Annotated in this window: 24 protein-coding genes; 9 read left to right on the forward strand and 15 right to left on the reverse strand. The window is 70.9% G+C overall.

The features are described 5' to 3' along the window. Positions 1 to 56: 56 nt before the first annotated feature. Positions 57 to 3023, reverse strand: coding sequence for a UPF0182 family protein (locus tag ACIG5F_RS40685; RefSeq protein ID WP_396525463.1), 2967 nt, complete (start codon positions 3021 to 3023; stop codon positions 57 to 59). 154 nt (positions 3024 to 3177) lie between these two features. Here ACIG5F_RS40685 and ACIG5F_RS40690 point away from each other — a divergent pair, with 154 nt between their 5' ends. Next, a complete protein-coding gene (locus ACIG5F_RS40690; RefSeq protein ID WP_396525464.1) occupies positions 3178 to 3729 on the forward strand; it encodes a PPA1309 family protein in 552 nt (183 codons plus the stop codon). 72 nt (positions 3730 to 3801) lie between these two features. On the opposite strand, the gene ACIG5F_RS40695 is transcribed toward ACIG5F_RS40690, so the two are convergent. Then, a complete protein-coding gene (locus ACIG5F_RS40695) occupies positions 3802 to 4899 on the reverse strand; it encodes a PDZ domain-containing protein (RefSeq protein ID WP_396525466.1) in 1098 nt (365 codons plus the stop codon). Positions 4900 to 5026: 127 nt separating this feature from the next. Between ACIG5F_RS40695 and ACIG5F_RS40700 the strand changes: the two genes are divergently transcribed. Then, positions 5027 to 6370, forward strand: coding sequence for a zinc-dependent metalloprotease (locus tag ACIG5F_RS40700; protein WP_396525468.1), 1344 nt, complete (start codon positions 5027 to 5029; stop codon positions 6368 to 6370). A gap of 292 nt (positions 6371 to 6662) precedes the next feature. Here the strand turns inward: ACIG5F_RS40700 and ACIG5F_RS40705 are convergent, their stop codons facing one another. Continuing rightward, positions 6663 to 7196 (reverse strand): M48 family metallopeptidase, encoded by a 534-nt coding sequence (locus tag ACIG5F_RS40705; RefSeq protein WP_396525470.1) that lies wholly within the window; start codon positions 7194 to 7196, stop codon positions 6663 to 6665. Between the two features lie 338 nt (positions 7197 to 7534). Between ACIG5F_RS40705 and ACIG5F_RS40710 the strand changes: the two genes are divergently transcribed. From ACIG5F_RS40710 to ACIG5F_RS40720, 3 genes are all read left to right on the forward strand, one after another. Next, positions 7535 to 8629 (forward strand): TOMM precursor leader peptide-binding protein, encoded by a 1095-nt coding sequence (locus ACIG5F_RS40710; protein ID WP_396525471.1) that lies wholly within the window; start codon positions 7535 to 7537, stop codon positions 8627 to 8629. Between the two features lie 63 nt (positions 8630 to 8692). Continuing rightward, complete coding sequence (locus ACIG5F_RS40715; RefSeq protein ID WP_396525473.1) at positions 8693 to 10003, forward strand: ABC1 kinase family protein; 1311 nt, start codon at positions 8693 to 8695, stop codon at positions 10001 to 10003. 121 nt (positions 10004 to 10124) lie between these two features. Continuing rightward, positions 10125 to 11081 (forward strand): hypothetical protein, encoded by a 957-nt coding sequence (locus ACIG5F_RS40720; RefSeq protein ID WP_396525474.1) that lies wholly within the window; start codon positions 10125 to 10127, stop codon positions 11079 to 11081. Between the two features lie 72 nt (positions 11082 to 11153). Here the strand turns inward: ACIG5F_RS40720 and ACIG5F_RS40725 are convergent, their stop codons facing one another. From ACIG5F_RS40725 to ACIG5F_RS40745, 5 genes are all read right to left on the reverse strand, one after another. After that, a complete protein-coding gene (locus ACIG5F_RS40725; protein ID WP_396525475.1) occupies positions 11154 to 11339 on the reverse strand; it encodes a hypothetical protein in 186 nt (61 codons plus the stop codon). Between the two features lie 480 nt (positions 11340 to 11819). Further along, positions 11820 to 12053 carry a hypothetical protein gene (locus ACIG5F_RS40730; protein WP_396525477.1) on the reverse strand — a complete coding sequence of 78 codons (234 nt, stop codon included), beginning with the start codon at positions 12051 to 12053 and terminating at the stop codon, positions 11820 to 11822. After that, positions 12050 to 12433 carry a WhiB family transcriptional regulator gene (locus ACIG5F_RS40735; RefSeq protein WP_396525498.1) on the reverse strand — a complete coding sequence of 128 codons (384 nt, stop codon included), beginning with the start codon at positions 12431 to 12433 and terminating at the stop codon, positions 12050 to 12052. Before ACIG5F_RS40735 ends, ACIG5F_RS40730 begins: the two co-directional genes overlap by 4 nt. A 171-nt stretch (positions 12434 to 12604) precedes the next feature. After that, the gene (locus tag ACIG5F_RS40740) at positions 12605 to 12856 is read right to left on the reverse strand and encodes a hypothetical protein (RefSeq protein ID WP_396525478.1); all 252 of its coding nucleotides are present in this window, start codon (positions 12854 to 12856) and stop codon (positions 12605 to 12607) included. Between the two features lie 160 nt (positions 12857 to 13016). Next, complete coding sequence (locus ACIG5F_RS40745; protein WP_396525479.1) at positions 13017 to 15107, reverse strand: ATP-dependent DNA helicase UvrD2; 2091 nt, start codon at positions 15105 to 15107, stop codon at positions 13017 to 13019. A gap of 82 nt (positions 15108 to 15189) precedes the next feature. Here ACIG5F_RS40745 and ACIG5F_RS40750 point away from each other — a divergent pair, with 82 nt between their 5' ends. Beyond that, on the forward strand, positions 15190 to 15921 hold the full coding sequence (locus tag ACIG5F_RS40750) for a DUF4191 domain-containing protein (protein WP_396525481.1): 732 nt from the start codon (positions 15190 to 15192) through the stop codon (positions 15919 to 15921). Between the two features lie 95 nt (positions 15922 to 16016). On the opposite strand, the gene ACIG5F_RS40755 is transcribed toward ACIG5F_RS40750, so the two are convergent. Next, positions 16017 to 16487: an RDD family protein gene (locus ACIG5F_RS40755; protein ID WP_396525483.1), complete on the reverse strand. Its 471-nt coding sequence runs from the start codon at positions 16485 to 16487 to the stop codon at positions 16017 to 16019. A 184-nt stretch (positions 16488 to 16671) separates the two neighbouring features. On the opposite strand from ACIG5F_RS40755, the gene glnA reads away from it, so the two are divergent. From glnA to ACIG5F_RS40770, 3 genes are all read left to right on the forward strand, one after another. Beyond that, complete coding sequence (gene glnA / locus ACIG5F_RS40760; protein WP_396525485.1) at positions 16672 to 18096, forward strand: type I glutamate--ammonia ligase; 1425 nt, start codon at positions 16672 to 16674, stop codon at positions 18094 to 18096. A 169-nt stretch (positions 18097 to 18265) separates the two neighbouring features. Then, positions 18266 to 18562 carry a hypothetical protein gene (locus ACIG5F_RS40765; RefSeq protein WP_396525487.1) on the forward strand — a complete coding sequence of 99 codons (297 nt, stop codon included), beginning with the start codon at positions 18266 to 18268 and terminating at the stop codon, positions 18560 to 18562. 38 nt (positions 18563 to 18600) lie between these two features. Continuing rightward, the gene (locus tag ACIG5F_RS40770; RefSeq protein ID WP_396525489.1) at positions 18601 to 18831 is read left to right on the forward strand and encodes a hypothetical protein; all 231 of its coding nucleotides are present in this window, start codon (positions 18601 to 18603) and stop codon (positions 18829 to 18831) included. Positions 18832 to 18879: 48 nt separating this feature from the next. On the opposite strand, the gene ACIG5F_RS40775 is transcribed toward ACIG5F_RS40770, so the two are convergent. From ACIG5F_RS40775 to ACIG5F_RS40800, 6 genes are all read right to left on the reverse strand, one after another. Then, positions 18880 to 19062, reverse strand: coding sequence for an alcohol dehydrogenase catalytic domain-containing protein (locus tag ACIG5F_RS40775; protein WP_396525490.1), 183 nt, complete (start codon positions 19060 to 19062; stop codon positions 18880 to 18882). Positions 19063 to 19102: 40 nt separating this feature from the next. After that, complete coding sequence (locus tag ACIG5F_RS40780) at positions 19103 to 22045, reverse strand: bifunctional [glutamine synthetase] adenylyltransferase/[glutamine synthetase]-adenylyl-L-tyrosine phosphorylase (protein ID WP_396525491.1); 2943 nt, start codon at positions 22043 to 22045, stop codon at positions 19103 to 19105. A gap of 61 nt (positions 22046 to 22106) precedes the next feature. Beyond that, positions 22107 to 22331 (reverse strand): hypothetical protein, encoded by a 225-nt coding sequence (locus ACIG5F_RS40785; protein WP_396525493.1) that lies wholly within the window; start codon positions 22329 to 22331, stop codon positions 22107 to 22109. Then, a complete protein-coding gene (locus ACIG5F_RS40790; protein WP_396525495.1) occupies positions 22328 to 23461 on the reverse strand; it encodes an anion permease in 1134 nt (377 codons plus the stop codon). The genes ACIG5F_RS40785 and ACIG5F_RS40790 overlap by 4 nt, the downstream gene beginning before the upstream one ends. A 110-nt stretch (positions 23462 to 23571) precedes the next feature. After that, positions 23572 to 24318: a type 1 glutamine amidotransferase gene (locus tag ACIG5F_RS40795; protein ID WP_396525499.1), complete on the reverse strand. Its 747-nt coding sequence runs from the start codon at positions 24316 to 24318 to the stop codon at positions 23572 to 23574. A gap of 41 nt (positions 24319 to 24359) precedes the next feature. Then, positions 24360 to 25217 carry a GNAT family N-acetyltransferase gene (locus ACIG5F_RS40800; RefSeq protein ID WP_396525497.1) on the reverse strand — a complete coding sequence of 286 codons (858 nt, stop codon included), beginning with the start codon at positions 25215 to 25217 and terminating at the stop codon, positions 24360 to 24362. Positions 25218 to 25701: the final 484 nt, after the last annotated feature.

Here is a 25701-nt window from a genome sequence, read left to right on the forward strand (position 1 = left end):
ACTATACGGGGTGGTTGCCGCTGGATGCAAATCAGGTGTCGCTCACGTGACGGAGGTCATCGTCCGCCGGTGCTGGGTGGCGGGTTGCTGCTGGTGGGGGTGCTGCCGCCGGCGGCGGTGAACTCCTTGGTGGCGTCGTCGAGGGCTTTGTAGGCGTTGCCGAGGGCTTGGAAGTCGCCGCTCTGTTGGGCGGCCTTGATGGCGGCGAGGGCGGCTTGGATGTCGGCGACGGCCTTGGCCATGTCGGGGCTGGTGGGTTGCCCGGTTGTGGTGGTGGGGCTGGTGGTGGTGTTGCCGCCGGTGTTGCCGGCGCCGCCGCCGGTGGTGGTGCCGCTGAGGGCTTGGTTGAGCGCGTCGGTGAAGGTGTTGGCGAAGCCGATGCCGTTGTTGTAGCTGACGAGCACCCGGGACAGCTGTGGGTAGGACGTCTGCGAGTTGCTGGCCTGGCTTTGTTCGACGTACACGGGTTCGACGTAGAGCAGGCCGCCGCCGACGGGCAGCGTCAGCAGGTTGCCGTATTTGATGTTGGTTGTCTGCTGTCGGAACAGGTTGAGCTGGTTGCCGTTGGTGGTGATGAACTGGGTCTGCATCTGCTTGGGACCCGGTGTCTGCGTGTCGGTCGGCAGTTTGAGCACGGTTATCTTGCCGTAGTTGGGTCCTGGGTCGGATGCCACGGAGACGTAGGCGGACATGAAGTCTCGGCCGAGGAACACCAGCGGGCTGGTCAGCTGGAAGCTGGCGGTGCCGGCGCCGCCTTGGACGGGGTTGCCGGACATCACGTAGTAGGGCGGCTGCGGCGAGGTCTGCTGCTGGATGGCCTGCGTGCTGGTGGGGTTGTCGACCGCGGTGGGGTCGCTGGGCACGCTCCAGAAGCCGACGCTGGAGAAGAAGTTCTGCGGCGTGGTGACGTGGTACTTCGCGAGCAGTCCTCGCTGGACCTTGAACAGGTCTTCCGGGTACCGGAAGTGGGCGCGCAGTTCGGGGCTGATGTCGCTGCTGGGCAGCACGGTGCCGGGGTAGACCGCTTCCCACGCCTTGAGCACGGGGTCGGTGTCGTCGACCGAGTAGAGCTTCACCTGTCCGGTGTAGGCGTCCACTGTGGCCTTGACCGAGTTGCGGATGTAGCCGACGCCCTGGTTGGGCTGGCGCGGCCCGGTTCCGTTGGCGTTGAGCGAGTCGGAGGTGGCGTCGCCGAGCTGGGTCTGCTGCGAGTACGGGTAGTTGGTGAGCGTGGTGTACCCGTCGATGATCCACTCGATGTTGCCGTTGACGACCGCGGGGTACGGGTCGCTGTCGAGGGTCAGCCAGGGCGCGACGTTCTTCACGCGGTCGGCCGGGTCCCGGTAGTACATGATCTTCGAGTTGTCGGTGATGGCCGAGTTGAACAGGATGTTCCGCTCGCCGTAGTACGCCGCGAACACCAGGCGGTTGAACCAGTTGCCGATGGAGACGCCGCCGCTGCCCTGGTAGGTGTACTTGGTGACGTCGGTGTCGTATTCCTGGCCCTGGCCGGGGTTCTGCCCGTCGGGCCCGCCGACGATCACGTAGTCGCCGGTGTCGCCCTGCAGCTCGCCGTAGTAGATGCGAGGCTGCGTCACGTTGATCGCGCCCTCGGCGACCTTGCCGTCGGTGTTGAGCTCGCTGACGGTGAAGTCGGGGTAGCCCTGGGAGTTGACGGTGCTGGCCTTGGCCGCCACGAAGCCGTTGCCGTGGGTGTAGACCAGGTGCTCGTTGATCCAGTTCTTCTGGCTGTCGGCCAGCCCGTTGGTGTTCATCTCGCGGGCGGCGACGATGTAGTCGCTGGTGACCCCGTTGACCGTGTAGCGGTCGATGTCCAGCTTGGGCGGGAAGTCGTAGAAGTTGCGGCCCTGCTTGAACTGCTTGAACGTCTGGTAGAGCACGCTGGGGTCGAGCAGCCGCACGTTGGACACCGTCGGCACGTCCGACTTGATCTGGTCGGCGGTCGCGGTGGGCTGGTTGCTGTAGTCCTTGTACGTGACCTTGTCGCTGCCCAGCCCGAAGGCGTCCGTGGTGGCCGCGATGTTGTACGAGATCGGCACGGCCTCCTTCTCGTTGGCGTTGGGCGCGACCGAGAACTGCTGGAGGACCGCGGGCCAGGCCACGCCGATCAGCAGGCTGGACAGCACCAGCAGCGCGGTGGCGATGGCCGGCAGTTGCAGGTTGCGCAGGAACGCGCCGGCGAAGAAGGCGGCCGCGCAGAACACGGCGATGCACAGCAGGATCAGCTTGGCCGGCATGACCGCGTTGAGGGCGGTGTAGTTGGCCCCGAAGGCCTGCTGGTTGCTCTGCGAGAACAGCAGGTCGTAGCGGTCGAAGTAGTAGGCGACCGCCTTGAACAGGACGAAGACGCCGGCGATCACCGACAGCTGGATGCGGGCCGGCCCGGACAGCTGGCCGCCGCGGCCGGCCAGCCGGATGGCGCCGTACAGGTAGTGGGTGATCAGCGCGGCGAAGAAGGACAGCGCGGCCGCGACGAACAGCCAGTTCAGCACCCACTCGTAGAACGGCAGGGTGAACACGAAGAAGCCGACGTCGATGTTGAAGATGGGGTCGGTCTTGCCGAAGCTGGTGCCGTGCAGGAACAGCTGGGCCTGCTGCCAGTCGTTGACCGCGGTGACCGCGGACAGGAAGCCGATCACGCCCGGGATGCCCAGGCCGAACAGCTTGAGCCGGCGGCTGATGACCATGCGGTAGCGCGACACCGGGTCGTCCGGGCCGGACAGCGGCACGAACACCGGGCGGGTGCGGTAGGCCAGCAGCAGGTTGGCCCACACCACGCCGCCGACGATCAGGCCGACGGCCAGGAACAGCACCACCTGGGTGAGCAGCTTCGTGGTGAACACCGACTGGAAGCCGACCTCGCCGTACCAGAGCCAGTCGATGTAGGTCGACAGCACCCGGGAGCTCAGGATCAGCCCGATCAGCACGATCACGCCGACGACGATCAGGATGCGGCTGCGTCGGGACAGCGTGGGTAGTCCGACGGGAGGCCGGTTTGCCACGGGGCACGCTCCTACGGTTGCGGTCGGCGTATCGGGTCGCGGCCCGCCCGGGCCGTTCCACCTGTGACAACTCTACGGACGGTGTCCTGAGTTCCTCGGGCGGGACACCCGCGGGGGCGGGCGGTCATCGGAACTGTCGGGGTCGGATGGGACGATGGGGGGCGTGCCTTCTCTTGACGACGCCGACGAGACCCGGCCGACGCTGCTGCCCGCCCTGGCCCGCGAGGTCGAGGAGTTCGTCTCGGCCGCCGGCTGGGATCAGGCGCCGCAGCTGTTCGCGCTGGTGCCGACGGCCGAGCTGATCGCTCAGCAGCCGGAGCTGCGCAGCCAGCTGGATCCGGCCGCCGCGCTGACGCCGATCGCGCAGGAGGAGCTGCCGGGCGAGGATCTCGGGGACGCGCTGGCCAGCATCGTGTGGCCGGACGCGGTGACCGGCTGCGCCGTCGCGCAGGAGATCGTCGTGCTGCCGCCGGACGCCGAGGCCGAGATCGAGGCCGTCACCGACGACAGCTCCGTGCTGCGCCGGGTCGCCGCCGAGCACCCGCAGCGCCGGGAGGCCCGGCTGGTCGCGGCCGTGCTGCGGGACGGCACCGCCGCCTGCGTGCTGCGCCTGCGCGGCGACCAGGAGCGTCCCGACGAGATCGTCGAGCATCCCGAGCTGGCCCCCAATCTCACCGGCGCCCTGCTGGAGACCCTGCGCCCCTAAGCGGCTCTGATGTCATGAAGGGCCCCATACTGACGTTGAACGTCAGTATGGGGCCCTTCATGACGTTGAAGGTCAGCAGCCCGGGGTGGGCTTGTGCTCCTTGAGGGCGTTCAGGGCGTCGACGGCGCCGGCCAGGGTGCTGACCTTGATCAGCTTCAGGCCGGCCGGGGCGTGCTCCTTGGCCTCGGCGCAGTTCTCGGCCGGCGACAGGAACACCGTCGCGCCTGCCTCCTTGGCCGCGATCATCTTGAACGGGATGCCGCCGATCGGCTTGACGTTGCCCTGGTCGTCGATCTCCCCGGTGCCGGCGATGTCGCCGCCGTCGTTCAGGTTGTCCGGCGTCAGCTTGTCGATGATGGCCAGCGCGAACATCAGGCCGGCCGACGGGCCGCCGACGTCGGCGAGGCTGATCTTGACCTGGAACGACACGTCCGGCCGGTCGATCGGCCCGATGCCCATGAAACCCCAGGTCCGGTCGTCGCTGTGGCCGAGCGTGATGGTCGCCGTCTGCTCCGGCGAGCTGCCGTGCTGGAAGGTCACCGGCACCGCCTGGCCCGGCTTGGTGTTCTTGAGCGCGTCCTGCACCTGCTGCGAGGTGGTGACCTTGGCCCCGTTCACCGCCAGCAGCCGGTCCCCCGCGTTGAGCACGCCGGTCACCGGGCTGCCCTGGCTGATCGAGCCGACCAGCACCTTCACCTCTTTCGGATACAGGTAGAGCAGCGCGGCGGTCTGGGCGTTGGACTGCGAGTCGGTGAACTGCTGGACGTTCTCCTTCTGCACGTCCTGCTGCGACTCGCCCGGCTTGAAGTACTCCTCGCGCGGCGCCAGCGAGTAGCGGCCGGACGCCCACAGGCCGAGCGCCCCGAACAGGGTGATGCTGTCGGTCAGCGACACCGTGACCATGCGCAGCTCCCCCTTGGTGGGGAAGGTCTGCTGGCCCTGCACCGAGATCACCGTCGTGCCGTCCACGCTGCCCAGCGTGTTGAACGTCGGGCCCGGGCCGATCGCGACATAGGGGATCGAGACCACGCCGCCGAGCAGACCGATGGCCGCCACGAGCACGAAGCTCCACACCAGGGTCCACGTCCGCCGGGCCGGGCCGCCGCGACGGGGCCGTGGCGGCTGCGGCTCAGCGGTGTCCTGACCAGGCCGCTCAGTTTGCTGGCTCACGACACGACAGGGTACGCAGTGCTTTTGCCGCGCGTTCCGCGCGGGGCGAGGCCGCTCGTGACCGCGGCCTCGCGGCGTTCGCCCAGCGCGCACAGCTTGGGTCTGGCTGGCCGCGTACCGTGGAGACATGACCGATCTGCCGTTCGGGTTCACTCCGTCACCGAACCCTGACGACCGCGGCGAGGGCTCCTCCTCGGGCGGCAACACACCGCCCGGAGGGATGCCGCCCGGGGGCGTCCCCTTCGACATGGGCCAGCTCGGCCAGATGCTCAGCCAGCTGGGTCAGATGCTCAGCCAGGCTCAGTCATCGGGCGGGGGGCCGGTCAACTACGAGCTGGCCAAGCAGATCGCCATGCAGCAGCTGGCCCAGTCCGGCGGTCACGCCGGCGCCGACCAGTCCGGGGCGGTCGCCGACGCCGTGCACCTGGCCGAGATGTGGCTGGACCCGGCGACCACGCTGCCGGCCGGCGCGCGGGTCGCCAAGGCCTGGTCGGCCGTGGACTGGGTGAACGAGACCCTGCCCACCTGGCAGCGGCTGTTCGACCCGGTCGCCCAGCGGGTGTCCGGAGCGTGGGTGGAGGCCCTGCCCGCGGAGGCCAAGGCCGCCGCCGGGCCGATGCTGGCGATGATCGGCCAGATGGGTGGGATGGCGTTCGGCTCCCAGCTCGGCAGCGCCCTTGCGCAGCTGGCCGCCGAGGTCCTCACCTCGACCGAGGTCGGCCTGCCTCTCGGGCCCGAGGGCACCGCCGCGCTGCTGCCGGCCAACATCGAGAAGTTCACCGGCGGCCTGGAGCGTCCGGCCAGCGAGGTCATCGTCTTCCTGGCCGCGCGGGAGGCCGCCCACCAGCGGCTGTTCGCGCACGTGCCGTGGCTGCGGCAGCGGCTGCTGGGCACCGTCGAGGAGTTCGCCCGCGGCATCAAGGTCGACACCTCCGCGCTGGAGCAGCTGGCCACGCAGGTCGACCCCAGCAACCCCGCCAGCATCGAGGAGGCCATGCAGTCCGGCCTGCTCGAACCGCAGACCACCCCCGAGCAGAAGGCCGCCCTCACCCGGCTGGAGACCCTGTTGGCCCTGGTCGAGGGCTGGGTCGACGTGGTCGTCGCCGACGCCGTCGGCGAGCGCCTTCCCGGCGCCGAGGCCCTGCGCGAGACCCTCCGCCGCCGCCGTGCCTCCGGCGGGCCCGCCGAGCAGACCTTCGCCACCCTCGTCGGCCTCGAACTGCGCCCCCGCCGCCTCCGCGCCGCCTCCGCCCTCTGGCGGCTGGTTGGCGACCAGCACGGCATCGAACGCCGGGACGGCCTCTGGGCCCACCCCGACCTCATCCCCACCGGCGAGGACCTCGACGACCCCATGGAGTTCTCCGAGCGCCTCGGCGGCTCCGCCGAGCTCGGCGACGACCCCATCGCCGAGCTCGAGCGCACCGAACGCGAGGAGAAGGAACGCGGCGAGAACGGCCCCCACCAGGACTGACCCGGTCTCCCACCAGCTAGTTCACGCCGGCCACCGTATCCAACGGCGGCCGGCGTTTCCCTGCCATGGCCGTCAACCTCGGTCCATGAACGACCACCCCGCAACGAGCCCTGCTGAACCCTCCCCATCAACCGGACGCGTGTTCACCCACCGCCCGCCGATCCGGCCCTCGCCCCTCACCAGGCGAACCGTGGCTGCGAGCGCCGGGCTCGGGGCCGGGCGGCTCGGCGGTGAGGGCGGGACGCGTTGCGGCTGGGGCCGCGAAGGCGGACTTGGTGTCAGGTGGCGGCGGTCAGTCGTCCTCCTCGCCGATGCCCCAGCCGGCCGCCGCCGACAGGCCCTCGAGGTAGCCGACCGCGCGGTCAGTGCGCGGATAGTTCTGCACCAGCTTCCAGAAGCTGGGCCCGTGTCCGGGCACCAACAGGTGCGTCAGCTCGTGCACCAGCACGTAGTCGAGCACCCACGACGGCACCTCGCGCAGCCGTTCGCTCACGCGGATCGTGCCGTCGGCGGGCGTGCAGGACGCCCAGCGCGTCCGCATCGGCGGCACCCACCGCACGCTCTTGGGCGTCGCCCGGTTGCCCAGATGTCGCGCCGACAGCTCGGCGCACCGCGACAACAGCGCCTCGTCCGACTGTCGCGCCGGCGACCGCCGCTTGGTCTCACTCCGTTGCAGACGCGCGAGCATCTCAGCCACCCAATGCTCCTCCTCGGCCCGGGTCATCCGGGCCGGGAGCAGCACGATGACCGTGTCACCCTCCCGATATGCCGTCACCGTGCGACGACGTCGCCGGCTGCGGCGAACCTCCACCTGTGGATCAGCCACGCGTTCACGGTAAGGCCAAGCACCGACAATTCACCCCGGGTCGTGTCGGTCCGCACTGCGACCGGCCCCGGGTTCCCTCTCCGGGGTGGTTGCGCACCCCCGGCCGTAACCACCGCCCGCGACCACGTTTGCGCTGCTGGGCTGGGCTGTTCGGGGCGTCGCGCCGACGCCGGACACCAACTCGGGTGGCCCTGTCAAGTGCCGTCAGCGAGTGGCGAACGCCGTCAAATAGTCCGAATCGGACGAACTGTCAATCGACCGATGGTGAACTGTGGACTGCCTACCCGGCTGGTGGACAGTCGGTTGGCACTCGACGCCGCTCGCGGCAGCCTGCATGCATGGACGAAACGCAGCCGCCGAACGAGACGCGGCCACCCGGAGCACTGCCGCGGCGCCCCCGCGTGCTGCCGGGGCTCGCCGTGCTCCGGCGCGGCGACCACCAGGTGCAGATCGGCATCGACCCCCGGCACGGCGTGCTGCTCGACAACCTGCCCGAGGGCCTGATCGACCTGTTGCCGGCGATGACCGGCACGGCGACCGTGCCGGAGCTGCTGGACCGGTGCGCCGACGAGCGGTCCCGGCAGGCGGCGATGTCGATGTTGACCTCGCTGGCCGACGCCGGCCTGCTCGACGACGCCTCGCCCGAGGACAGCGCCGGCCTGCCGATGCCGGCCCGGCTGTCGGCGGACGCGACGGCGTGGTCGCTGCGGACCGGCCACCCGCGCCGGCGGTTGTCCCTCAACCGACAGCAGGCGGTGGTGGCGGTGCGGGGCGAAGGCCGGCTGGGCGTGGCGATCGCGTGCCTGCTCGCGGCGGCCGGCGTCGGCTGGATCGACTTCGGCGCGGACGGTCAGGTCCGGCCCGAGGACACCGGCACCGGGTATCTCGACACCGATGTCGACGCGACCAGGCAGGAGGCGGGCGTGGCCGCCATCCGCCGAGCGGCCTGCACGGTGCGGACCGGCCGGCTGCCGTCGCCCCGCAAGCCGGACCTGACGGTGCTCACCGACGCGGTGGTGCCGGTGCCGATCCGGACCGCCACGCTCCAGGCCGAGGGTGTCCCCCACCTGCTCACGCGAATGCGGGACGGGACCGGCATCGTCGGCCCGCTGGTCATCCCGGGCCGGACCAGTTGCTCGCACTGCATGGATCTGCACCGCCGCGACCTGGATCCGGCCTGGCCGAGGCTGGCCATGCAGCTCGCCGGCCGGCCGCAGCCGGGCGAGCTGGCCGCCACCCAGGCCACCGCCGGCTTCGCCGCGGCCCAGGCGCTGCTGATGGTGGACTGGTGGCTGGGCGGGGGGCCAGAGCCGGCGCTGGCCAACGCCAGCATGGAGATCGACGCCGCGGCCGGCGCGGTGATCACCAAGCCGTGGCCGCCGCACCCCGACTGCCGCTGCGGCGCGGTACCGGCCGAGGAGGCTAGCGTGTAGAGCGACAGCCGGGGTGGACGAGATCACTCACGCCCACCCCCAGCTCAAGGGGAGAATCACCGGGTGACCGAGATCCCGCGCAACGCCGTCCAGCGGACCGCGAAGCTAGCCAGCCTGCCGATCGGCGTCGCCGGTCGGGTGGTCGGCGGCTGGGGCAAGCGGCTGATCGGCCAGAGCGCCGAGGAGGTCAGCTCTCAGCTGAACGCCAAGACCGCCGAGCAGCTGTTCGCGGTGTTGGGGCAGCTCAAGGGCGGCGCGATGAAGTTCGGCCAGGCGCTGAGCGTGTTCGAGGCGGCCGTTCCGGACGAGCTGGCCGCGCCCTATCGGGACGCGCTGACCAAGCTCCAGGCGGCCGCACCGCCGCTGGAGGCGCGCAGCGTGCACCGGGTGCTCGCCGAGCAGCTGGGCGCGTCGTGGGCCAAGCGCTTCCAGGAGTTCGACGACAAGCCGGCCGCCGCGGCCAGCATCGGGCAGGTGCACCGGGCCGTCTGGCACGACGGCCGCGAGGTCGCGGTCAAGGTGCAGTACCCGGGCGCGGACGAGGCGCTGCTGTCCGACCTGAAGCAGTTGCAGCGGTTCAGCCGGCTGTTCCAGGCGCTGGTGCCGGGCGCGGAGATCAAGCCGCTGCTGGCCGAGCTGCGCGAGCGCATGGTCGAGGAGCTGGACTACCGCACCGAGGCCGCCAACCAGCGCACCTTCGCCAAGGCCTTCGACGGCGACGAGCACGTGCTGGTGCCGAAGGTGGTGGCCAGCGCGCCGATGGTGATCGTCTCCGAATGGGTGACCGGCCGACCGCTGGCCACGATCATCCGCGACGGCGACCAGACGACCAGGGACCACGCCGGCACGCTGCTGTCGGAGTTCCACTTCTCGTCGCCGGCCAAGACCGGGCTGCTGCACGCCGATCCGCACCCCGGCAACTTCATGCTGCTGCCGGACGGCCGGCTGTGCGTGATCGACTTCGGTGCGGCCGCCCGGCTGCCCGACGGCCTGCCCCGCACGCTGGGCCTGATGACCCGGCTGTCGCTGGAGCACCGGTCCGAGGAGCTGCTGGAGCTGCTGCGGGCCGAGCATTTCGTGCGGCCGGACAGCGAGGTCGCGCCGGACGACGTCGTCGCCTACCTCGGGCCGTTCGTCGAGCCGCTGCGGACCGAACGCTTCACGTTCACCCGGAAGTGGCTGCAGAAGCAGGCCGAGCGCATCGGCGACCTGCGGGGCCAGGACTTCCGCACCGGGCGCTCGCTCAACCTGCCGCCGCAGTACCTGCTCATCCACCGGGTGACGATGGGGGCCACCGGCATCCTGTGCCAGCTCGGCGCCGAGGTGCCGGCGCGGGCGATCGTGTCCCGCTGGCAGCCGGGCTTCGCCGACTGAGACGCAGTGTCCCCCGAGTTGTCCACAGGCTGTGGATAACTAGGGGGCCGGTAACGCGGAGTTGTCCACAGTTGCCGAATCGGTATTCCGCGGATTCGGCCGCGGCCCGACCATCGAGGTCATGACCCCGATCTCGCCGGCCGCCCTGGCCGCGCTCGCGGACGGCGCGCCCGACGGCGTGGTCCGTGCCGCGGAGCTGCGCGCCGGCGGTGTGCCGGGCCCGGAGATCGCCGCCAGGTGCCGCCCCGGCGGGCCGTGGCAACGGCTGCTGCCGGGTGTGCTGCTGCTGTCCGGCGCCGAGCCCAGCCGTCGGCAACGGTTGCGCGCGGCGCTGGTGTACGCCGGTGAGGAGGCGGCGATCACCGGCCTGGACGCCGCGGGGCTCGATCACGACCTGGGCGTGCGCGCCGTCGGTGACGTGCACGTGCTTGTGCCGGCGGCCAAGCGGCCCACTGCCTTCGGTTATCTCGTGGTCGAGCGGACCACGAGGATGCCCACGCCGACCGAGCGGGACGGGCTCCGCTATGCGCCGGTCCCCCGCGCCGTGCTCGACGCCGCCCGCCGAGAGTGCGACGCCATCCGCCTGCGGGCCCTGCTCTCCGGGCCCGTTCGGCATGGCCTGTGCGGTGTCGCCGAGCTTCGGGCCGAGCTCGACGCCGGCAACCAGAACGGCTCCGCCGCTCCTCGGGCCGCCCTGCGAGCGGTGTCGGACGGCGTGGTCTCCCTGACCGAAGGGCTGGCGCGGAAGGTCGCTCGCGGCGCGCTGTTACCGCCGCCTCGGTGGAACGTCCCCATCCGCGACGTCACCGGCGCCCTGCTCGGCGTTGTCGACGCTTGGTGGGACGAGGTGGCGCTCGGCTGGGAGGCCGGCGGCCAGCACTTCCGTCTCGGCCCCCATCCCCCGGGCCGCGACGCCCGCCTCTCCGCCGCCGGTGTGATCATGCTTCGGACCGTGCCCGAGGTCTTGCGCCGGGACCCCGACGGCGTGCGGCGCGACCTGGTGGACGCCTTCCGCCGCGCCGCCAACCGCGTCCGCCCGCCCGTCCACGCCCTCGCCGACCAACTCCCCGGCGGCTAGGCCCGCCCGGCCGACAGTCAGCAGCCCGAACCCGCTCAGCCGAGGCCCGGGCTGGGAGCGGGCCGGTTCGGGTCACCAGTACTCGGCCGGCAGTTTGCCCTCGATGTCTCGGACGTGGGCTCGGGCGCAGGTCGGGCACAGCCAGCGCTGGGCGCCGCGCTCGCGCTCCGACACCCAGGCCAGTGCCTCGGCCGGCGCCGCGGCCAGGTCGCGGCGGCGGCCGCAGATCGAACAGCTCACCAGCTCGTTGTCTGCCACGCCCCGACGCTAGGACAGTTCCCCGCACCGCGGGCCGCCAGTTGCGCCGCCGACCGGGCGAACCATCAGACATGCGCGCCGAGCCGCCGCACCGCCCGAAGGGGCAGCACGGCGGCTGAACTGGATTCAGTTGTCGCGAGGCTGCGCCCCAGCCTCGCCAGCAAGCCGGGCCTCGACCTCCGCCGGCGAGAGTGCTCGGTCCCGTCTAGGACCTGGCACGGCCCCACACACCGATTCGACCATCGCCAACGCAGGAGAGCGCGAGGCCCCGCCGGTGCTTCGCACGGTTGCTGGATTTCGCCCGCCGCCCCCCGACGCAACCACCCACCCGAGCCGATGCGGCGGGCTAAATCCAGCAAGGGCGAGGCGCCGGCTACCCGGGGGCCGAGCCGCGACGCCGAAGGCGGCGCCACAAGCACAGCGCCCAGCCGCGGCACTACCCGAAAGGGCAGTGCCGCGGCTGGACCGGAGCTTGTTGTGTCAGACGGCGTAGCGGGAAGCCGCCCGCTCGGCGCGCCTGGCGGCCCAACCGGCGACCTTGCGCCACCGGGCGGTGGCGCTCAGCCGGCGGGCCAAGCGTTGCTCCTCGGCTACCTGGCGTACTTCATGCAATCGGATCCGGGCGAGTTCTTGGTCGAGCAACATGACTGAGGTTCCCTCGGGTTCGTAGGACGAGATCATCGGGATGTCGGCGTCGTATCGGACGGTGTTCACGCGGCTGCCTCCTGGTTTCCTGTGGTCGCGGCATCCGCCTCGGCGAGGCGGTCGCTCTTGCGCGGGCGACCACGGGGCCGCTTGCGGGCGATGACCGCACCGCGCTCGAAGATCTCGCCGCCCCAGACGCCCCACGGCTCACGCCGGGCAAGGGCGGCCGCGAGGCACTCCGTCCGCACGGGGCAGGTGGTGCAGAGCACCTTGGCCTGCTCCAGCTCGGCGGGAGCGTCGGCGAACCACAGGTCCGGGTTGTTGGCCCGGCAAGGCAGGTCGAGCCCGGCACCCGGCGCGGTGTCGAGCAGCTCCGCGACACCGGCGCCGGTCGGCGCGGTGAAGTCGGGCAGCACAGTTCCCTCTATCGGAACGGTGGCGGTGAACATGGTGGACTTCCTCCCGTTTTCGGTGGTGCTCATGCAGGTGGTGGCGGTGGTGCTGTCGTACGTCGGGGCGTGCATGTCCCTGCCGTTCGAGTTGTGCCGAAAAAACCACGAAGGCCGCGGTCCCGTTCCCGGGTCCGCGGCCTTCGTGAGCCGTAAGTCCTGACGCTGCCGTCAGGTACTTCGCTCCTGCGCGAACCAGAGAAGAACGTGCTTGCGGACCTTCACGAACGCCGGCCGACCGGTGGCAGGCAGACCAGTGCTCTGCTCACCATTGGTCAGGGCGCGCTCGACCGGGCCGGCCGTCCACGGCCGGTTCTGATCGACGGAGACACGAGAGGTGATCCCCTTGCCGCACAGGGCAAGGGCCCCGGCCTGCGGGTAGGCGGCGGGTGCCATGAGGATGTTGATGCCGTTGCTGCCCATGTCGTCCGCCTCCAAACCAGGGTCTCGTCGTGCCAGAGTCACGTGTTGTCGTGTGGTCTTGTCTTGTTCGGGCGTCTCGCGCCCGGCCTATGCAGGCTATTGCCCCTGCGCTGGGGCGTGCAACCGGTTTTTGAAAAGTTCCTACGGAACTTCTCGCGAGTCAGGTGGAGCCTACCCCCGCATCGCCTCTGACCAGGGCGATCACGTCGGCGCCGTACTTGTCGAGCTTGCTCGGACCGATGCCGGAGATGGCCACCAGCCCACTGGTGTCGGCCGGCCGCTGCTCGGCGATGGCGGTCAGCGTGGTGTCGGTGAACACCACGTAGGGAGGAACCCTCAGCTGCCCGGCCTTGGCCTTGCGCCACTCCTTCAGCCGACCGAGCAGCTCTTCGTCCACATCGGACGGACAGTCGGCGCACCGCCCCAGCTTGATCGCCTGGGTGTTGACCAGCGTGTCCCCGCAGACCCGGCACTCGACCCGGAACGCCCGCCGGGTCGGCGCGGCCTCCCGCAGCTGGCCGCCGACCGGTCGGGCGGCCGGATGGTCCTCGGGCAGCAGCCCGTGGAGGAAGCGGCTGCGCCGCCGGGTCCGCCGGCCGCCGGGGGTCCGCGACAGCGACCACGACAGCCACAGATGTTCACGCGCCCGGGTGACGCCGACGTAGAGCAGCCGGCGTTCCTCCTCGATCGCCGCATCGTCGCTGTCGGCGTGCTGGATCGGCATGGTGCCCTCGGTCAGCCCGATGAGGAACACGGCGTCCCACTCCAGCCCCTTCGCCGCGTGCAGCGACGCCAGGGTGACGCCCTCCACCGTCGGCGGGTGCTGGGCCTCGGCCCGCATCTCCAGCTCGGCCACGAACCGCGGCAGGTCCGCCCCCGGCACCACCGTGTCGAGCTCCTCGGCCAGTTCGACCAACGCCAGCAACGACTCCCAGCGCTCCCGCTGCGCGCCGCCGGCCGGCGGCTCCAGCGACAGGCCGTGCGGCTTGAGCAGCTCACGGACCAGGGTCGGCAGCTCGGCCTCGGGCGCGTCGTTGGCGGCCGACCGCAGCGACACCATCGCCTGCCGGATCTCCGGCCGGTTGAAGAACCGTTCGCCGCCACGCACCTGGTATGGGATCTGGGCCTCGGTCAGCGCCTGCTCGTACACCTCGGACTGGGCGTTGACCCGGAACAGGACGGCGATCTCGCTGGCCGGCACGCCCTTGCGCAGCAGCGCCCCGATCCGCTCCGCGACCGCCTGGGCCTCGGTGGGCTCGTCGTCGAACTCGGAGAACATCGGCTCCGGCCCGGGCTGCCGGTGCCCGATCAGGCGCAGCCGCGAGCCGGCCGGCCGGTCCCGGGCCGCGCCGATCACCCGGTTGGCCAGGGACACCACCTCGGGCGTCGACCGGTAGTCGCGCTCCAGCCGCACCACCACCGCCTCCGGGAACCGCCGCGGGAAGTCGAGCAGCGGCCGGGGCGAGGCGCCGGCGAAGGAGTAGATGGTCTGGTTGGCGTCGCCGACCACGGTCAGGTCGTCGCGCCCGCCGAGCCAGGCGTCGAGCACCCGCTGTTGCAGCGGGGTCACGTCCTGGTACTCGTCGACCACGAAGCAGCGGTACCGGTCGCGGAACTCGATGGCGACGTCGGAGTGCTCCTCCAGGATCGCCGCGGTGTGCAGCAGCAGGTCGTCGAAGTCGAGCATCCGGGCCCGGGTCTTGAGCTGCTCGTAGCCCTGGTAGACGCGGGCGACCTGGTCGGCCGGCAGCGGGACGTCACGCCGGGCCTTGGCCACGGCCGCCGGGTAGTCGTCCGGCGTGACCAGCGAGGCCTTGGCCCACTCGATCTCGCTGGCCAGGTCCCGCAGCGACTCGGCGCTGGTCGGCGCGCCGAGCCGGTTGGCCGCCTGGCCGACCAGCCGGAGCTTGCCGTCGAGCAGGTCCCACGGGGCGTCGCCGATGACCCGCGGCCAGAAGTAGCGCAGCTGCCGCAGCGCGGCGGCGTGGAAGGTGACCGCCTGCGCGCCGTGCACGCCCAGCGCCCGCAGCCGGGTCCGCATCTCGCCGGCCGCGCGCTTGGTGAAGGTGACGGCGAGCACCTGACCGGGGGCGACGTGGCCGCGGTCCACGAGGTGGGCGATGCGCCGGGTGATCGTCCTGGTCTTGCCGGTGCCCGCGCCGGCCAGCACGCACACCGGTCCCCTGGGTGCGGTGACCGCGCCGAGCTGCTCCGGATCCAGGTCTTCGAGGAGTCGACCTTCGGCGTCCATGCCTGGCATCCTCGCAGAGGCCCCCGACAGGAAAAGCGGAGCGGGGCGGAACCGGTCCGGCCACCGGCCTTATCCTGGACACATGGCTGGTAAGCAGGAGGACAAGGCGGCCGCCAAGGAGGCGGCGCGGGCCAAGCGCGCGGAGTCGCGGGCCCGGCGCAGTCAGATCTTCGAGGCGTTCAAGATGCAGCGCCGCGAGGACAAGGCCCTGGTGCCGCTCATGCTGGCGGTGCTGTTGGGCGTCGCCGCTGTCGCGTTCCTGATCGGCCTGATCTGGGACATGCAGTGGCTGTTCCTCGGCCCGGGTGTGGTGCTGGGCGCGCTGGGTGCGGTGTTGCTGTTCGGACGGCGCGTGTCGCGCACCGTGTACAAGAAGGCCGACGGCCAGCCCGGCGCGGCCGGCTGGGCCCTGGACAACCTGCGCGGCAACTGGCGGGTGACCCAGGCGGTGGCCGGCACCACGCAGCTGGACGTCGTGCACCGGGTGCTGGGGCTGCCCGGCGTCATCCTCGTCGCCGAGGGCGCGCCGCACCGGGTGAAGTCGCTGCTCGCGCAGGAGAAGAAGCGCCTGTCGCGGGTCGTGGGCAGCACGCCGATCTACGACATCGTCATCGGCAACGAAGAGGGCGAGGTGCCGCTGCGCAAGCTTCAGCAGCACATGATGCGGCTGCCCCGCAACATCTCCAAGGCCGACGTCGACCGGCTGGAGAAGGGCATGGCCGCGCTGGCCAGCCGCGGCGCCGCGCTGCCCAAGGGCCCGCTGCCGCAGGGCGCCAAGATGCGCAACGTCCAGCGCACACTCCGCAGGCGGTGACCGTACGAACGACGAAGGCGGCCTTGGTGGCATTGAGAGCCACCAAGGCCGCCTTCACGTTGTAAGGGAGCAGCGGTGAGGCGACTGGCGCCATGTCACCGCATGCGGACGACGACGGTGCCGACCAGGCGGTCGTGCAGGCCCCGGTAGTCGTAGTCCCAGACCACAGCTGGGATGATCACGCCGACCAGCAGGGTGCGCACGATCGCGCGGGGCACGCCGACCATGGCCGAGCCGTCGATGCGGGCGACCCGCACGCCCATGGCGTACATGCCGGGGGTGAAGCCGAAGAAGGACACCGCGATCACGCCGATCAGGAACCAGGTCAGCAGGCTCCAGTTGCGCGGCAGGTCCGGCATGGTGAACAGGGCGGTGATCAACCCGGCCAGCACGCAGTCGATGAGCATCGCCACGGCGCGCCGCGCGGTCGAGGGGATCGAGCCGACGCCGGACTCCGGCAGGCCGAACCGCTCACCGCGGTATCGCCGCTCGGCGCTCCCCGCGGCCTCGCCCGGCTCCTGGGCCGCGCGGGGTCCCGACATCCACGAACCGGTCCACCTGTTCACCCCCTCAGGGTAAGGCCGCCGTCACAGCACGATGGTGCCGAGGTGACCCACTACCCTTTTCGCGGTCTCGTTAACACCCGCGAAACACCCGGGTGACTGACGGGCAACACCACCCGCCTAGCTTCGTCACGAAAACAGCCGGCTTCTGGCCGGGACGGGCTACGAGCCGAAGGAGCCAACGAGGGTGTTCACCAATCCCGACGAGGTCCTGCGCTTCATCTCCGACGAGGAAGTGAAGTTCGTCGACGTCAGGTTCAGCGACCTGCCTGGCATCATGCAGCACTTCACCGTGCCGGCAGCGTCGTTCGACGCGGACGCCATCGCCGAGGGCCTGGCCTTCGACGGCTCGTCGGTTCGCGGGTTCCAGCAGATCCACGAGTCGGACATGCTGTTGCTGCCCGACCTGGCGACCGCGCGGATCGACCCGTTCCGCATCGAGAAGACCCTCATCGTCAACTTCTTCGTGCACGACCCGCTGACCCGCGAGCCCTACAGCCGCGACCCGCGCAACATCGCGCGCAAGGCCGAGCTGTTCATCGCCGAGAACGGCGTGGCCGACACCGCCTTCTTCGGCGCCGAGGCCGAGTTCTACCTGTTCGACTCGGTCCGCTTCGACAGCGCGGAGAACGCCTCCTTCCACGAGATCGACTCGATCGCGGGCTGGTGGAACACCGGCGCGGACGAGGAGGGCGGCAACAAGGGCTACAAGGTCAAGTACAAGGGCGGCTACTTCCCGGTCTCCCCGACCGACCACTTCGCCGACCTGCGCGACAAGATCACGCTGAACCTGATCGGCTCCGGCTTCACCGTCGAGCGGGCCCACCACGAGGTCGGCACCGCCGGCCAGGCCGAGATCAACTACAAGTTCAACTCGCTGCTGCACGCCGCGGACGACCTGCAGCTGTTCAAGTACATCGTCAAGAACACCGCGTGGCAGGCCGGCAAGACCGCGACCTTCATGCCCAAGCCGCTGTTCGGCGACAACGGGTCCGGCATGCACTGCCACCAGTCGCTGTGGAAGGACGGCGCGCCGCTGTTCTACGACGAGTCCGGCTACGGCGGCCTGTCCGACACCGCCCGCCACTACATCGGCGGCCTGCTGCACCACGCGCCGAGCCTGCTAGCCTTCACCAACCCCACGGTGAACTCCTACCACCGCCTGGTGCCCGGCTTCGAGGCCCCGGTCAACCTGGTGTACTCGCAGCGCAACCGCTCGGCGTGCATCCGGATCCCGATCACCGGCGAGAACCCGAAGGCCAAGCGGGTCGAGTTCCGCTGCCCGGACTCGTCCGGCAACCCCTACCTGGCCTTCGCCTCGATGCTGATGGCCGGCCTGGACGGCATCAAGAACAAGATCGAGCCGCCGGCCCCGGTCGACAAGGACCTCTACGAGCTGCCCCCGGAGGAGGCCAAGGAGGTCGCCCAGGTGCCCGGCTCGCTCGGCGAGGTGCTGGACAACCTGGAGCGCGACCACGACTTCCTGCTCGAGGGCGGCGTGTTCACCCCGGACGTGATCGAGACCTGGATCGCGCTCAAGCGTGAGAACGAGATCGACCCGCTGCGGCTGCGCCCGCACCCGTACGAGTTCGCGCTGTACTACGACGTGTGATCGGGGGCGGGGTTCACCCCGCCGGCCCTAGACGTCACGCAGAAGCCGGGTCCGTCTCCACGGGCCCGGCTTTTGTTTGTCGCACAACAGAAAGTGACACACAGGCGTAACAAAGAGGCCGATTCGGTCGGGTTGGATGAACAGCAGGTGCTGTGCAGGAGGTGGCGAAGTGGCCGAGCCCGTTCGCATGGAGTCCACTCGTGACGTGGTCGTCTCCGTCCCCGTGTACGACGCGGTCCGCGGCCTGAGCCGGACCTGGCCGGCCAACTACCGGCTGAACTTCGACGTCACCCCGCACGGCGAGGTGATCATCCGGGGCGACAAGGCGGGCCTGCGGGGCCTGGCCGTGCAGCTGCTGGCGCTGGCCCAGCAGGACGTGCCCGACCGCTACCACCACCGCATCGACGACTTCATGCTGGAGGTCGACCGCGGCTCGTTACCGGTGCGGATAGAGCAGGCAGGCTGACCGCAGGGCCCCGAGGGCGACCCTCTAGTGTCTCGCCCGTGGCCGATAACGACGCAAACCTGCTGTCCACTCACTTCTTCGACTCCGCCGCCGAGGCGACCGAGGCGGTGCGTGCCGCGGACCTGCTTGGTCTGGGCGTCGCGCTGTCCAACCGTCTCGTCCCGGACACCGACTCCGACGACGACGGCTCGTTCGTCGAGGAGTGGGTGGTCGACGTCTTCGCCAGCGTTCCCGAGGCGGAGGCCGACAGTGAGGCCGAGGTGGCCTGACACTGCCCGAGGTGGGGCGTGCCGGCACGCCCCACCCCAGTTCTCCCGTCACGGCACCGAGATGACCACCTTGCCGCGCACGTGGCCGGCGGGAAGTGGTGCGGCAGCGCACCCCGCAGGTAAGCCCTCGCGGATCTTGTAGTCCACCGGGTTCACGCTGGCCGCCCGCACCGCAACCAGCACCTGGTCCGGACCGACCAGCGGGTCCGGCAGGTCCTGGAGCGACAGCACGCCCGCGTCGCCGAACTCGTTCTAGGCGATTGCCTTCAACTCAGCCTCCGTCGTAGAAGATCCGCTCCACCACAGTGCGCGCCCTGCGGGTGGTCCGCCGGTAGTCGTCCAGGAATTCCCCCGGATCGGTGCCCTGCGGGTAGCCCAGCGCCGCGGCGACCGAGGCCAGCTCCCGCCCCGAGGTCGGCACCTGGTCGGTCGGCTTGCCCCGGACCAGCGTCACGGCGTTGCGCGCCCGGGTCGCCAGCAGCCACGCCGCCGTCATCGCCTCGGCGTCGGCCGTGCTGATCAGCCCCAGCTCGGCGGCGTAGGCCAGGCCCTCGGTCGTCGATGTCGTGCGCAGCCTCGGCGCGTCGCCGGCGTGCTGGAGCTGGAGCAGCTGCACGGTCCACTCGATGTCGGCCAGCCCGCCCCGGCCCAGCTTGGTGTGCGTCATCGGGTCCGCGCCGCGCGGCAGCCGCTCGGCGTCGACCCGGGCCTTGATCCGCCGGACCTCCCGCACCATCGCCGGATCCAGCCCGCCCTTCGGGTACCGGACGGGGTCGACCATCTCGCAGAACCGGCGGCCCAGGTCCTCGTCGCCGGCCACGTTGCTGGCCCGCAGCAGGGCCTGCGCCTCCCAGACTTCCGACCACTGGGCGTAGTAGGCCCGGTAGGAGTCGAGGGTCCGCGCCAGCGGGCCGTTGCGGCCCTCGGGTCGGAGATCGGCGTCGACCACCAGCGGCGGGTCCTGGCTCGGCGCGGCCAGCAGGCGGCGCACCGCCTCGGCGATTCCGGACGCGTACTTCACGGCCTCGGCATCCGTCGCGCCGTTGCGGGGTTCGCAGACGAACAGCACATCGGCGTCCGACCCGTAGCCCAGCTCGCGCCCGCCGAGCCGGCCCATGCCGACCACGGCGATCGTCGCCGGCGGCGGCGTCCCGTCCGACGACCGCAGCGCCACGTCGAGCGCCGACTGCAACACCGCCAGCCACACGCCCGACAGCGCCGCGCACACCTCCTCGACCTTGATCAGCCCGAGCAGGTCGGCGCAGGCGACACGCAGCAGTTCGTGCCGTCGCAGCGACCGCGCGGCCGCGACGGCCTGCGTGAGGTCCGCGTGCCGGCCAACCGCGCTGCGCAGCGATGTGCCGACTTCGGTCGGATTGCGGTGCGCCAGCGACGCCGTGTCGGACAACAGGCGCAGCACCTCCGGCGCACGAACCAACAGGTCCGGCACCAGCTTTGACGTGCTGAGCACGACAGCGAGCCGCTCGACGACGGCCCCCTCGTCCCGCAGCAGGCGCAGATACCAGGGCGTGTCGGCCAACGCCTCCGACACCCGTCGATACGCCAGCAGACCGCCGTCGGGGTCCGGGGTGTTGGCCAACAGGTCGAGCAGGACCGGCAGCAGCGTCGTCTGGATCGCCGCACGGCGCGAGACGCCCGACGTCAACGCCTCGATGTGCCGCAGCGCGCCGTCCGGAGCGGTGTAGCCGAGAGCGGCCAGCCGGGCCGTGGCCTCCTTGGTCGTCAGCCGCATCGCCTCGGTCGGCACGCGCGCCACGGATTCCAGCAGCGGCCGGTAGAACAGCTTCTCGTGCAGGCGGCGCACCCGGTTGCTGTGCCGGCGGAACTCGGCCAGCAACACATCCCCGGCCGCGCGCCGGCCGTCCGGGTAGAGCCCCGCGGCCCGCGCGAGCCAGCGCAGCGCCAGCCGGTCGTCGTCGGCCGGGAACGTGTGGGTGCGGCGCAGCCGCTGCAACTGGAGCCGGTGCTCCAGCGTCCGCAGGAACCGGTACGACTCCGCCAACCCGGCGGCATCGGCTCGGCCCACGTAGCCGCCCGAACCCAGCGCGGTCAGCGCCTCCATGGTCGTCGGCGAGCGCAGTGCCTCGTCCGACCGGCCGTGCACCAGTTGCAGCAGCTGGACCGCGAATTCGACGTCCCGCAGCCCGCCGCGGCCGAGCTTCAGCTCCCGCTCGGCGATGTCCTTCGGCACGTGGTCCTCGACGCGCCGCCGCATCGCCTGCACGTCGACGACGAAGTTCTCCCGCCCGGCCGCGGTCCACACCATCGGCGCGAGCGCCTCGACGTAGCGGCGGCCGACCTCCTCGTCGCCGGCGATCGGTCGGGCCTTCAGCAGCGCCTGGAACTCCCAGGTGCGGGCCCAGCGCTTGTAGTAGGCGATGTGGCCGTCGAGCGTGCGGACCAGCGCGCCGGCCTTGCCCTCCGGCCGCAGCGCCGCGTCGACCTCGAAGCACGCCTCGCCGGCGATGCGCATCATCGTGCTGGCCAGGCGGGTCGCCGTCGGCATGTCGTCGTCGTTGTCGGCGACGAACACCACGTCGACGTCGCTGACGTAGTTGAGCTCGCGGCCGCCGCACTTGCCCATCGCGATCACGGCCAGCTTCGACGGCTTGCCGACCTGTTTGTCGGCCAGCGCAAGGGAAGCGCGCAGGGCCGCGGCGGCGAGATCGGACAGCTGCTCGGCCACCTGCTCGTAGCGGGGCTCGGCGATCTCCGGCTGCACGAGGTGCCCCAGATCGGCCGCCGCGATGTCCAGCAGCAGCCCGCGATAGGCGCGGCGCAGCTTCCGGACCTCGCCCGGGCCCTCCTCGACCGCCCGCAGCAGATGAGCCGTGTAGTCGGGGTCCGGCGGGGACTCGGACGTCAGGCGCGTCCACTCGTCGGGGTTCGCGGTGAGGAAGTCGCCCAGCGCCGTCGACGAGCCCAGCACCGCGATCAGCCGGCCGCGGAAGCCACCGTCGGTGTTCAGCGCCTCGGCGATGGCCGGCCAGCGATCGCCGGCCGCTTCACGCAGCCGTTCGAGGGTGTGCAGCGCCAGATCCGGATCGGGGCTGCGCGACAAGGCGCCGAGCACGAGCTCGGCGCCTTCCACCGGACCGCCACGCCACCAGCCACCGGCGTGCAGGATCTCCTCGGCACGGGGATCGGTGAGCCCGAACCTGGCTGGCGAGGACGTGGACCGTGGTTCAGTCATGACGGGCCCAACCGTAGTCCCACCGGTCGGGCCCCTGTCACCTGTCAGGCCCTGTGGGACGTCAGCGCGAGATGATCAGGGACAGCCCGTAGAGCACGACCGCGCAGCACGCGGCGAAGCACACCACCGCCACCGTCAGCCCGCCCACGCCCGAGCCACCCTCGGCTCGCGCCGTCACCCGCTGCGAGACGCCGCGGATGCCCAGCGCGAACAACGCCACCAGCGCGGCGACCGCCACCAGGCCGACGACAAAAACCTCGCCCAGCGCCAACCAGTTCACACTCATGCCGCCACCTTCACCGGTTCCTCCAGCGCGACCGCGTCGTTGACGACGCTGTCGGGGGTGACCGGCTTGCGCCGCGAGGCGGCGTAGATGCCGGCCGCGACGGCGATGCCGATGACGGCGACGACAACCACGCCGGCAGTGCCGGTGCTGGCGATCGAGCTGGCGACGGCGCCCACCACGGCCGCCGCCGGCAGCGTCAGCACCCAGGCGATGACCATCCGGCCGGCGGTGCTCCACTGCACGGCTGAGGCCTTGCGGCCGAGACCGCCGCCCAGGATGCCGCCGGACACCACGTGCGTGGTCGACAGCGCGAAGCCGAGGTGCGAGGACGTGAGGATGACCGCGGCCGCGCTGGTCTGGGCGGCGAAGCCCTGCGGGCCGTCGATCGTGGTGAGGCCCTTGCCCAGGGTCTGGGTGATGCGCCAGCCGCCGAAGTAGGTGCCCAGCGCGATCGCCGCGCCGGCGCTGATGATCACCCAGACCGGCGGGCCCGCGGTGGCCGGCAGCGCGCCGGCGGTGATCAGCGTCAGCGTGATCACGCCCATGGTCTTCTGCGCGTCGTTGGTGCCGTGCGCGAGCGAGACCAGGCCGGCCGACACGATCTGGCCGATGCGGAAGCCCGAGGACACGACCTTCTGGTTGGCCGTGCGGGTGAGGCGGTAGGTCAGGTAGGTGGCGGTCAGCGCGATCAGGCCGGCGATCAGCGGCGAGGCGACCGCCGGGATCAGGACCTTCTCCGCGACCTTGCCGAAGTGCACGGCGTCGGCGCCCGAGGCCACCCAGGTGGCGCCGATCAGGCCGCCGAACAGGGCGTGCGACGAGCTGGACGGCAGGCCGACCAGCCAGGTCAGCAGATTCCAGACGATGGCGCCGACCAGTCCGGCGAACACCACCGCCGGGGTGATCTTCAGGTCGTCCACGATGCCGCCCGAGATGGTCTTGGCCACCTCGACCGACAGGAAGGCGCCGACCAGGTTCAGCACCGCGGACATGGCGACGGCGACTCGTGGTCGCAATGCGCCGGTCGCGATCGAGGTGGCCATCGCGTTGGCCGTGTCGTGGAAACCGTTGGTGAAATCGAAGGCGAGAGCCGTCAGCACGACAACGGCCACGAGTAGGGGGACGTCCACCTAATTCCTCCGGCGGTGGGCAACTACGTGTGAAACGCTACCCCACGGTCGGTGGGGTGACTGACGCCCAGGCGGGCGTCATACCGCGAACGTACAGTGACTGCGCGTTATCACACCAGTGGCAGGCTTCTGGTCGTTCCGATCGCCGGCTCGAGCTTACCTGAGCTGAGCTGGACAAAACGCTGCGCAAACGGTTGCCACACTTCGCCCAGCGTGACATGCGCCTCCGCCAGCGCTCCGGGCTCCAGCTGACCCGGCCGGGCCAGCGCCGCCTCCTCGGGCTCCAGCTCGGCCCACTTCAGCACCATTTCCGGCGTCGTCTCGATATGGAATTGCACGCCGTAGGCCACCGAGCCCACCCTGAATGCCTGATTCGCGTACCGCGGCGAGGAGGCCAGCAGTTCCGCGCCCGGCGGCAGCAGCGAGATCTCGTCGTGGTGGAACTGGAGCACGTCCGGCGTCAACGGCAGCTCCGCGAACAGCGGATCCCGGGCGGCGGTGTCCCGCTTGGCCACCAGCAGCACCCCCACCTCCGGCCCCTTCTCGCCCCGCCGCACCTGGCCCCCGGTCGCCACCGCCAGCAGCTGCGACCCCAGGCAGATCCCCAGCGTCGGCGTCTTCGTCGCCACCGCTTTGGACAGCAGCAGCCGCACGTCCGCCAGCCATGGGTGCTCGCGATCGTCCAGGGCGCCCATCTCGCCGCCCAGGCACACCAGCCCCTGGTACCCGTCGAGCGCCGGCAGCGCCTCCCGCGACGGCATCACCAGATCGATCTCGGCGCCGGCTCCCGTGAGCCATTCGTCGAGGCGGCCCACCGGATCGGTCGCCGAGGGCTGGATGACAAGCAGGCGTGGCAGAGTCACGTCCCCGAGCCTAATGCCGCCATCGGCGAAGGTCGTCAGGCCCGTGGGGTGAAGGCGAATTCGACGAAGTCGGTCACCGGCCGGAAGCCGATGCGGTGGTAGACGCCGTTGGAGGTCGGGTTGGCGAGGTCGGTGTAGAGCAGAACCTCCTTGGCGCCGGCATGCCGGGCCCACTGGGCGGCAGCCGCCGTGGCGGCCGCGGCGTAGCCGTGACGGCGGTGCTCGGGCGGGGTGTAGACAGGGCCGATGCGCGAGGCCCCGGCATTGGGGACCTTGGCCGCGGCACTGCTGACGACGGCTCCGTCGTGCTCCCACAGCAGGACGCCGGTGCCGAGCTTGAGGTGGCGGCGGAAGTCGTTCTCACTGTCGGCCAGGGTGGTGCCGCGGTGCGAGAGCTCCCCGGTGGCGAAGGCGAACCAGTGCTCGGCGACCAGGTCGAGGTCGGCCTCGGTGGCGATCCGCGCTGCACCGGGTACCTCGGGCAGGGCCAGGTCGTCCAGCCGGTAGAGGCGAAGATCGACGACGGTCTGCACATCGCTGTTCGAGGCCGCCGCCCACGCGGCGGCGAAGGCCTCACTCACGTCCTTCGGCCCCACCACCGAACCGAGCTCGGGGTGGCGGGGCAATAGCGCGTCGACGAGCAGGGGCACATCCTCGAGCTCGACGCCGCTCAACCCCATCGGCCACGGCGGTGTGCGCATCGCCGCCCCGGTCACGAAGCCCTCGTCATCGTGAAGCGTCACCAGCACCAGCGGCGCCGCATCGGGTTGGGGAGCGTTGAGCACGGCGTGGATGACGCTGAGCACAGTGGTGTGCCTGACTGGATCGGCCTCGTACAGCTCGCGGGCCACCGCCCAGAAGTCACCCGCATCGTCGTAGAACCTGGCTTCCATCCAACCAACTGTGCCCGCCGACCCCACCCGCCCGCGACCGACTTTCCTTTGCGCCAGCCACTTCCCCCTCCTGTCCGTCCAGTGCGGGGCGCGGGCGCGCGAATGGAGTTATCCACACCCCAGCCACTCAGTCGCGACTTATCCACAGCCAAACCTGCGACAAGATCGCCGCCAGCCGACCCCGGGTAGACTGGATCTGGGACGCCCCCCAAGGGTGGGCGGGGGCTGGATGTAGGCGCCAAACCCCAAAAAAGCCCGGTGCAGGCCGAGGAAACCTTAAGGTCTCAACTCGGCCCGCACCGGGCAAAAGTCGGTCATGCAGAACCATCACGGGCCCCGAGCCGACTGCCCACAGGAGGATCCGGGGGCGCGGGGGCGGAGCCCCCGGCCGGGGGGTGTGGGGGGTCGCCCCCCCACAACAAACACGAGCAAACGCCCCCTGTCTGCGTTTTCCGCAGACAGGGGGCGTCCAAAGTTTGCTCGG

Source organism: Kutzneria sp. NPDC052558 (assembly GCF_044547355.1).
Taxonomy (GTDB): domain Bacteria; phylum Actinomycetota; class Actinomycetes; order Mycobacteriales; family Pseudonocardiaceae; genus Kutzneria.

Coding starts and splice junctions, on each gene's coding strand:
- ACIG5F_RS40720 (WP_396525474.1), top strand. CDS start 10,125: ATGACCCCGATCTCGCCGGCCGCCCTGGCCGCGCTCGCGGACGGCGCG.
- ACIG5F_RS40735 (WP_396525498.1), bottom strand. CDS start 12,433: ATGTTCACCGCCACCGTTCCGATAGAGGGAACTGTGCTGCCCGACTTC.
- ACIG5F_RS40740 (WP_396525478.1), bottom strand. CDS start 12,856: ATGGGCAGCAACGGCATCAACATCCTCATGGCACCCGCCGCCTACCCG.
- ACIG5F_RS40785 (WP_396525493.1), bottom strand. CDS start 22,331: ATGAGTGTGAACTGGTTGGCGCTGGGCGAGGTTTTTGTCGTCGGCCTG.
- ACIG5F_RS40780 (WP_396525491.1), bottom strand. CDS start 22,045: ATGACTGAACCACGGTCCACGTCCTCGCCAGCCAGGTTCGGGCTCACC.
- ACIG5F_RS40800 (WP_396525497.1), bottom strand. CDS start 25,217: ATGGAAGCCAGGTTCTACGACGATGCGGGTGACTTCTGGGCGGTGGCC.
- ACIG5F_RS40700 (WP_396525468.1), top strand. CDS start 5,027: ATGACCGATCTGCCGTTCGGGTTCACTCCGTCACCGAACCCTGACGAC.
- ACIG5F_RS40745 (WP_396525479.1), bottom strand. CDS start 15,107: ATGGACGCCGAAGGTCGACTCCTCGAAGACCTGGATCCGGAGCAGCTC.
- ACIG5F_RS40750 (WP_396525481.1), top strand. CDS start 15,190: ATGGCTGGTAAGCAGGAGGACAAGGCGGCCGCCAAGGAGGCGGCGCGG.
- ACIG5F_RS40690 (WP_396525464.1), top strand. CDS start 3,178: ATGGGGGGCGTGCCTTCTCTTGACGACGCCGACGAGACCCGGCCGACG.
- ACIG5F_RS40710 (WP_396525471.1), top strand. CDS start 7,535: ATGGACGAAACGCAGCCGCCGAACGAGACGCGGCCACCCGGAGCACTG.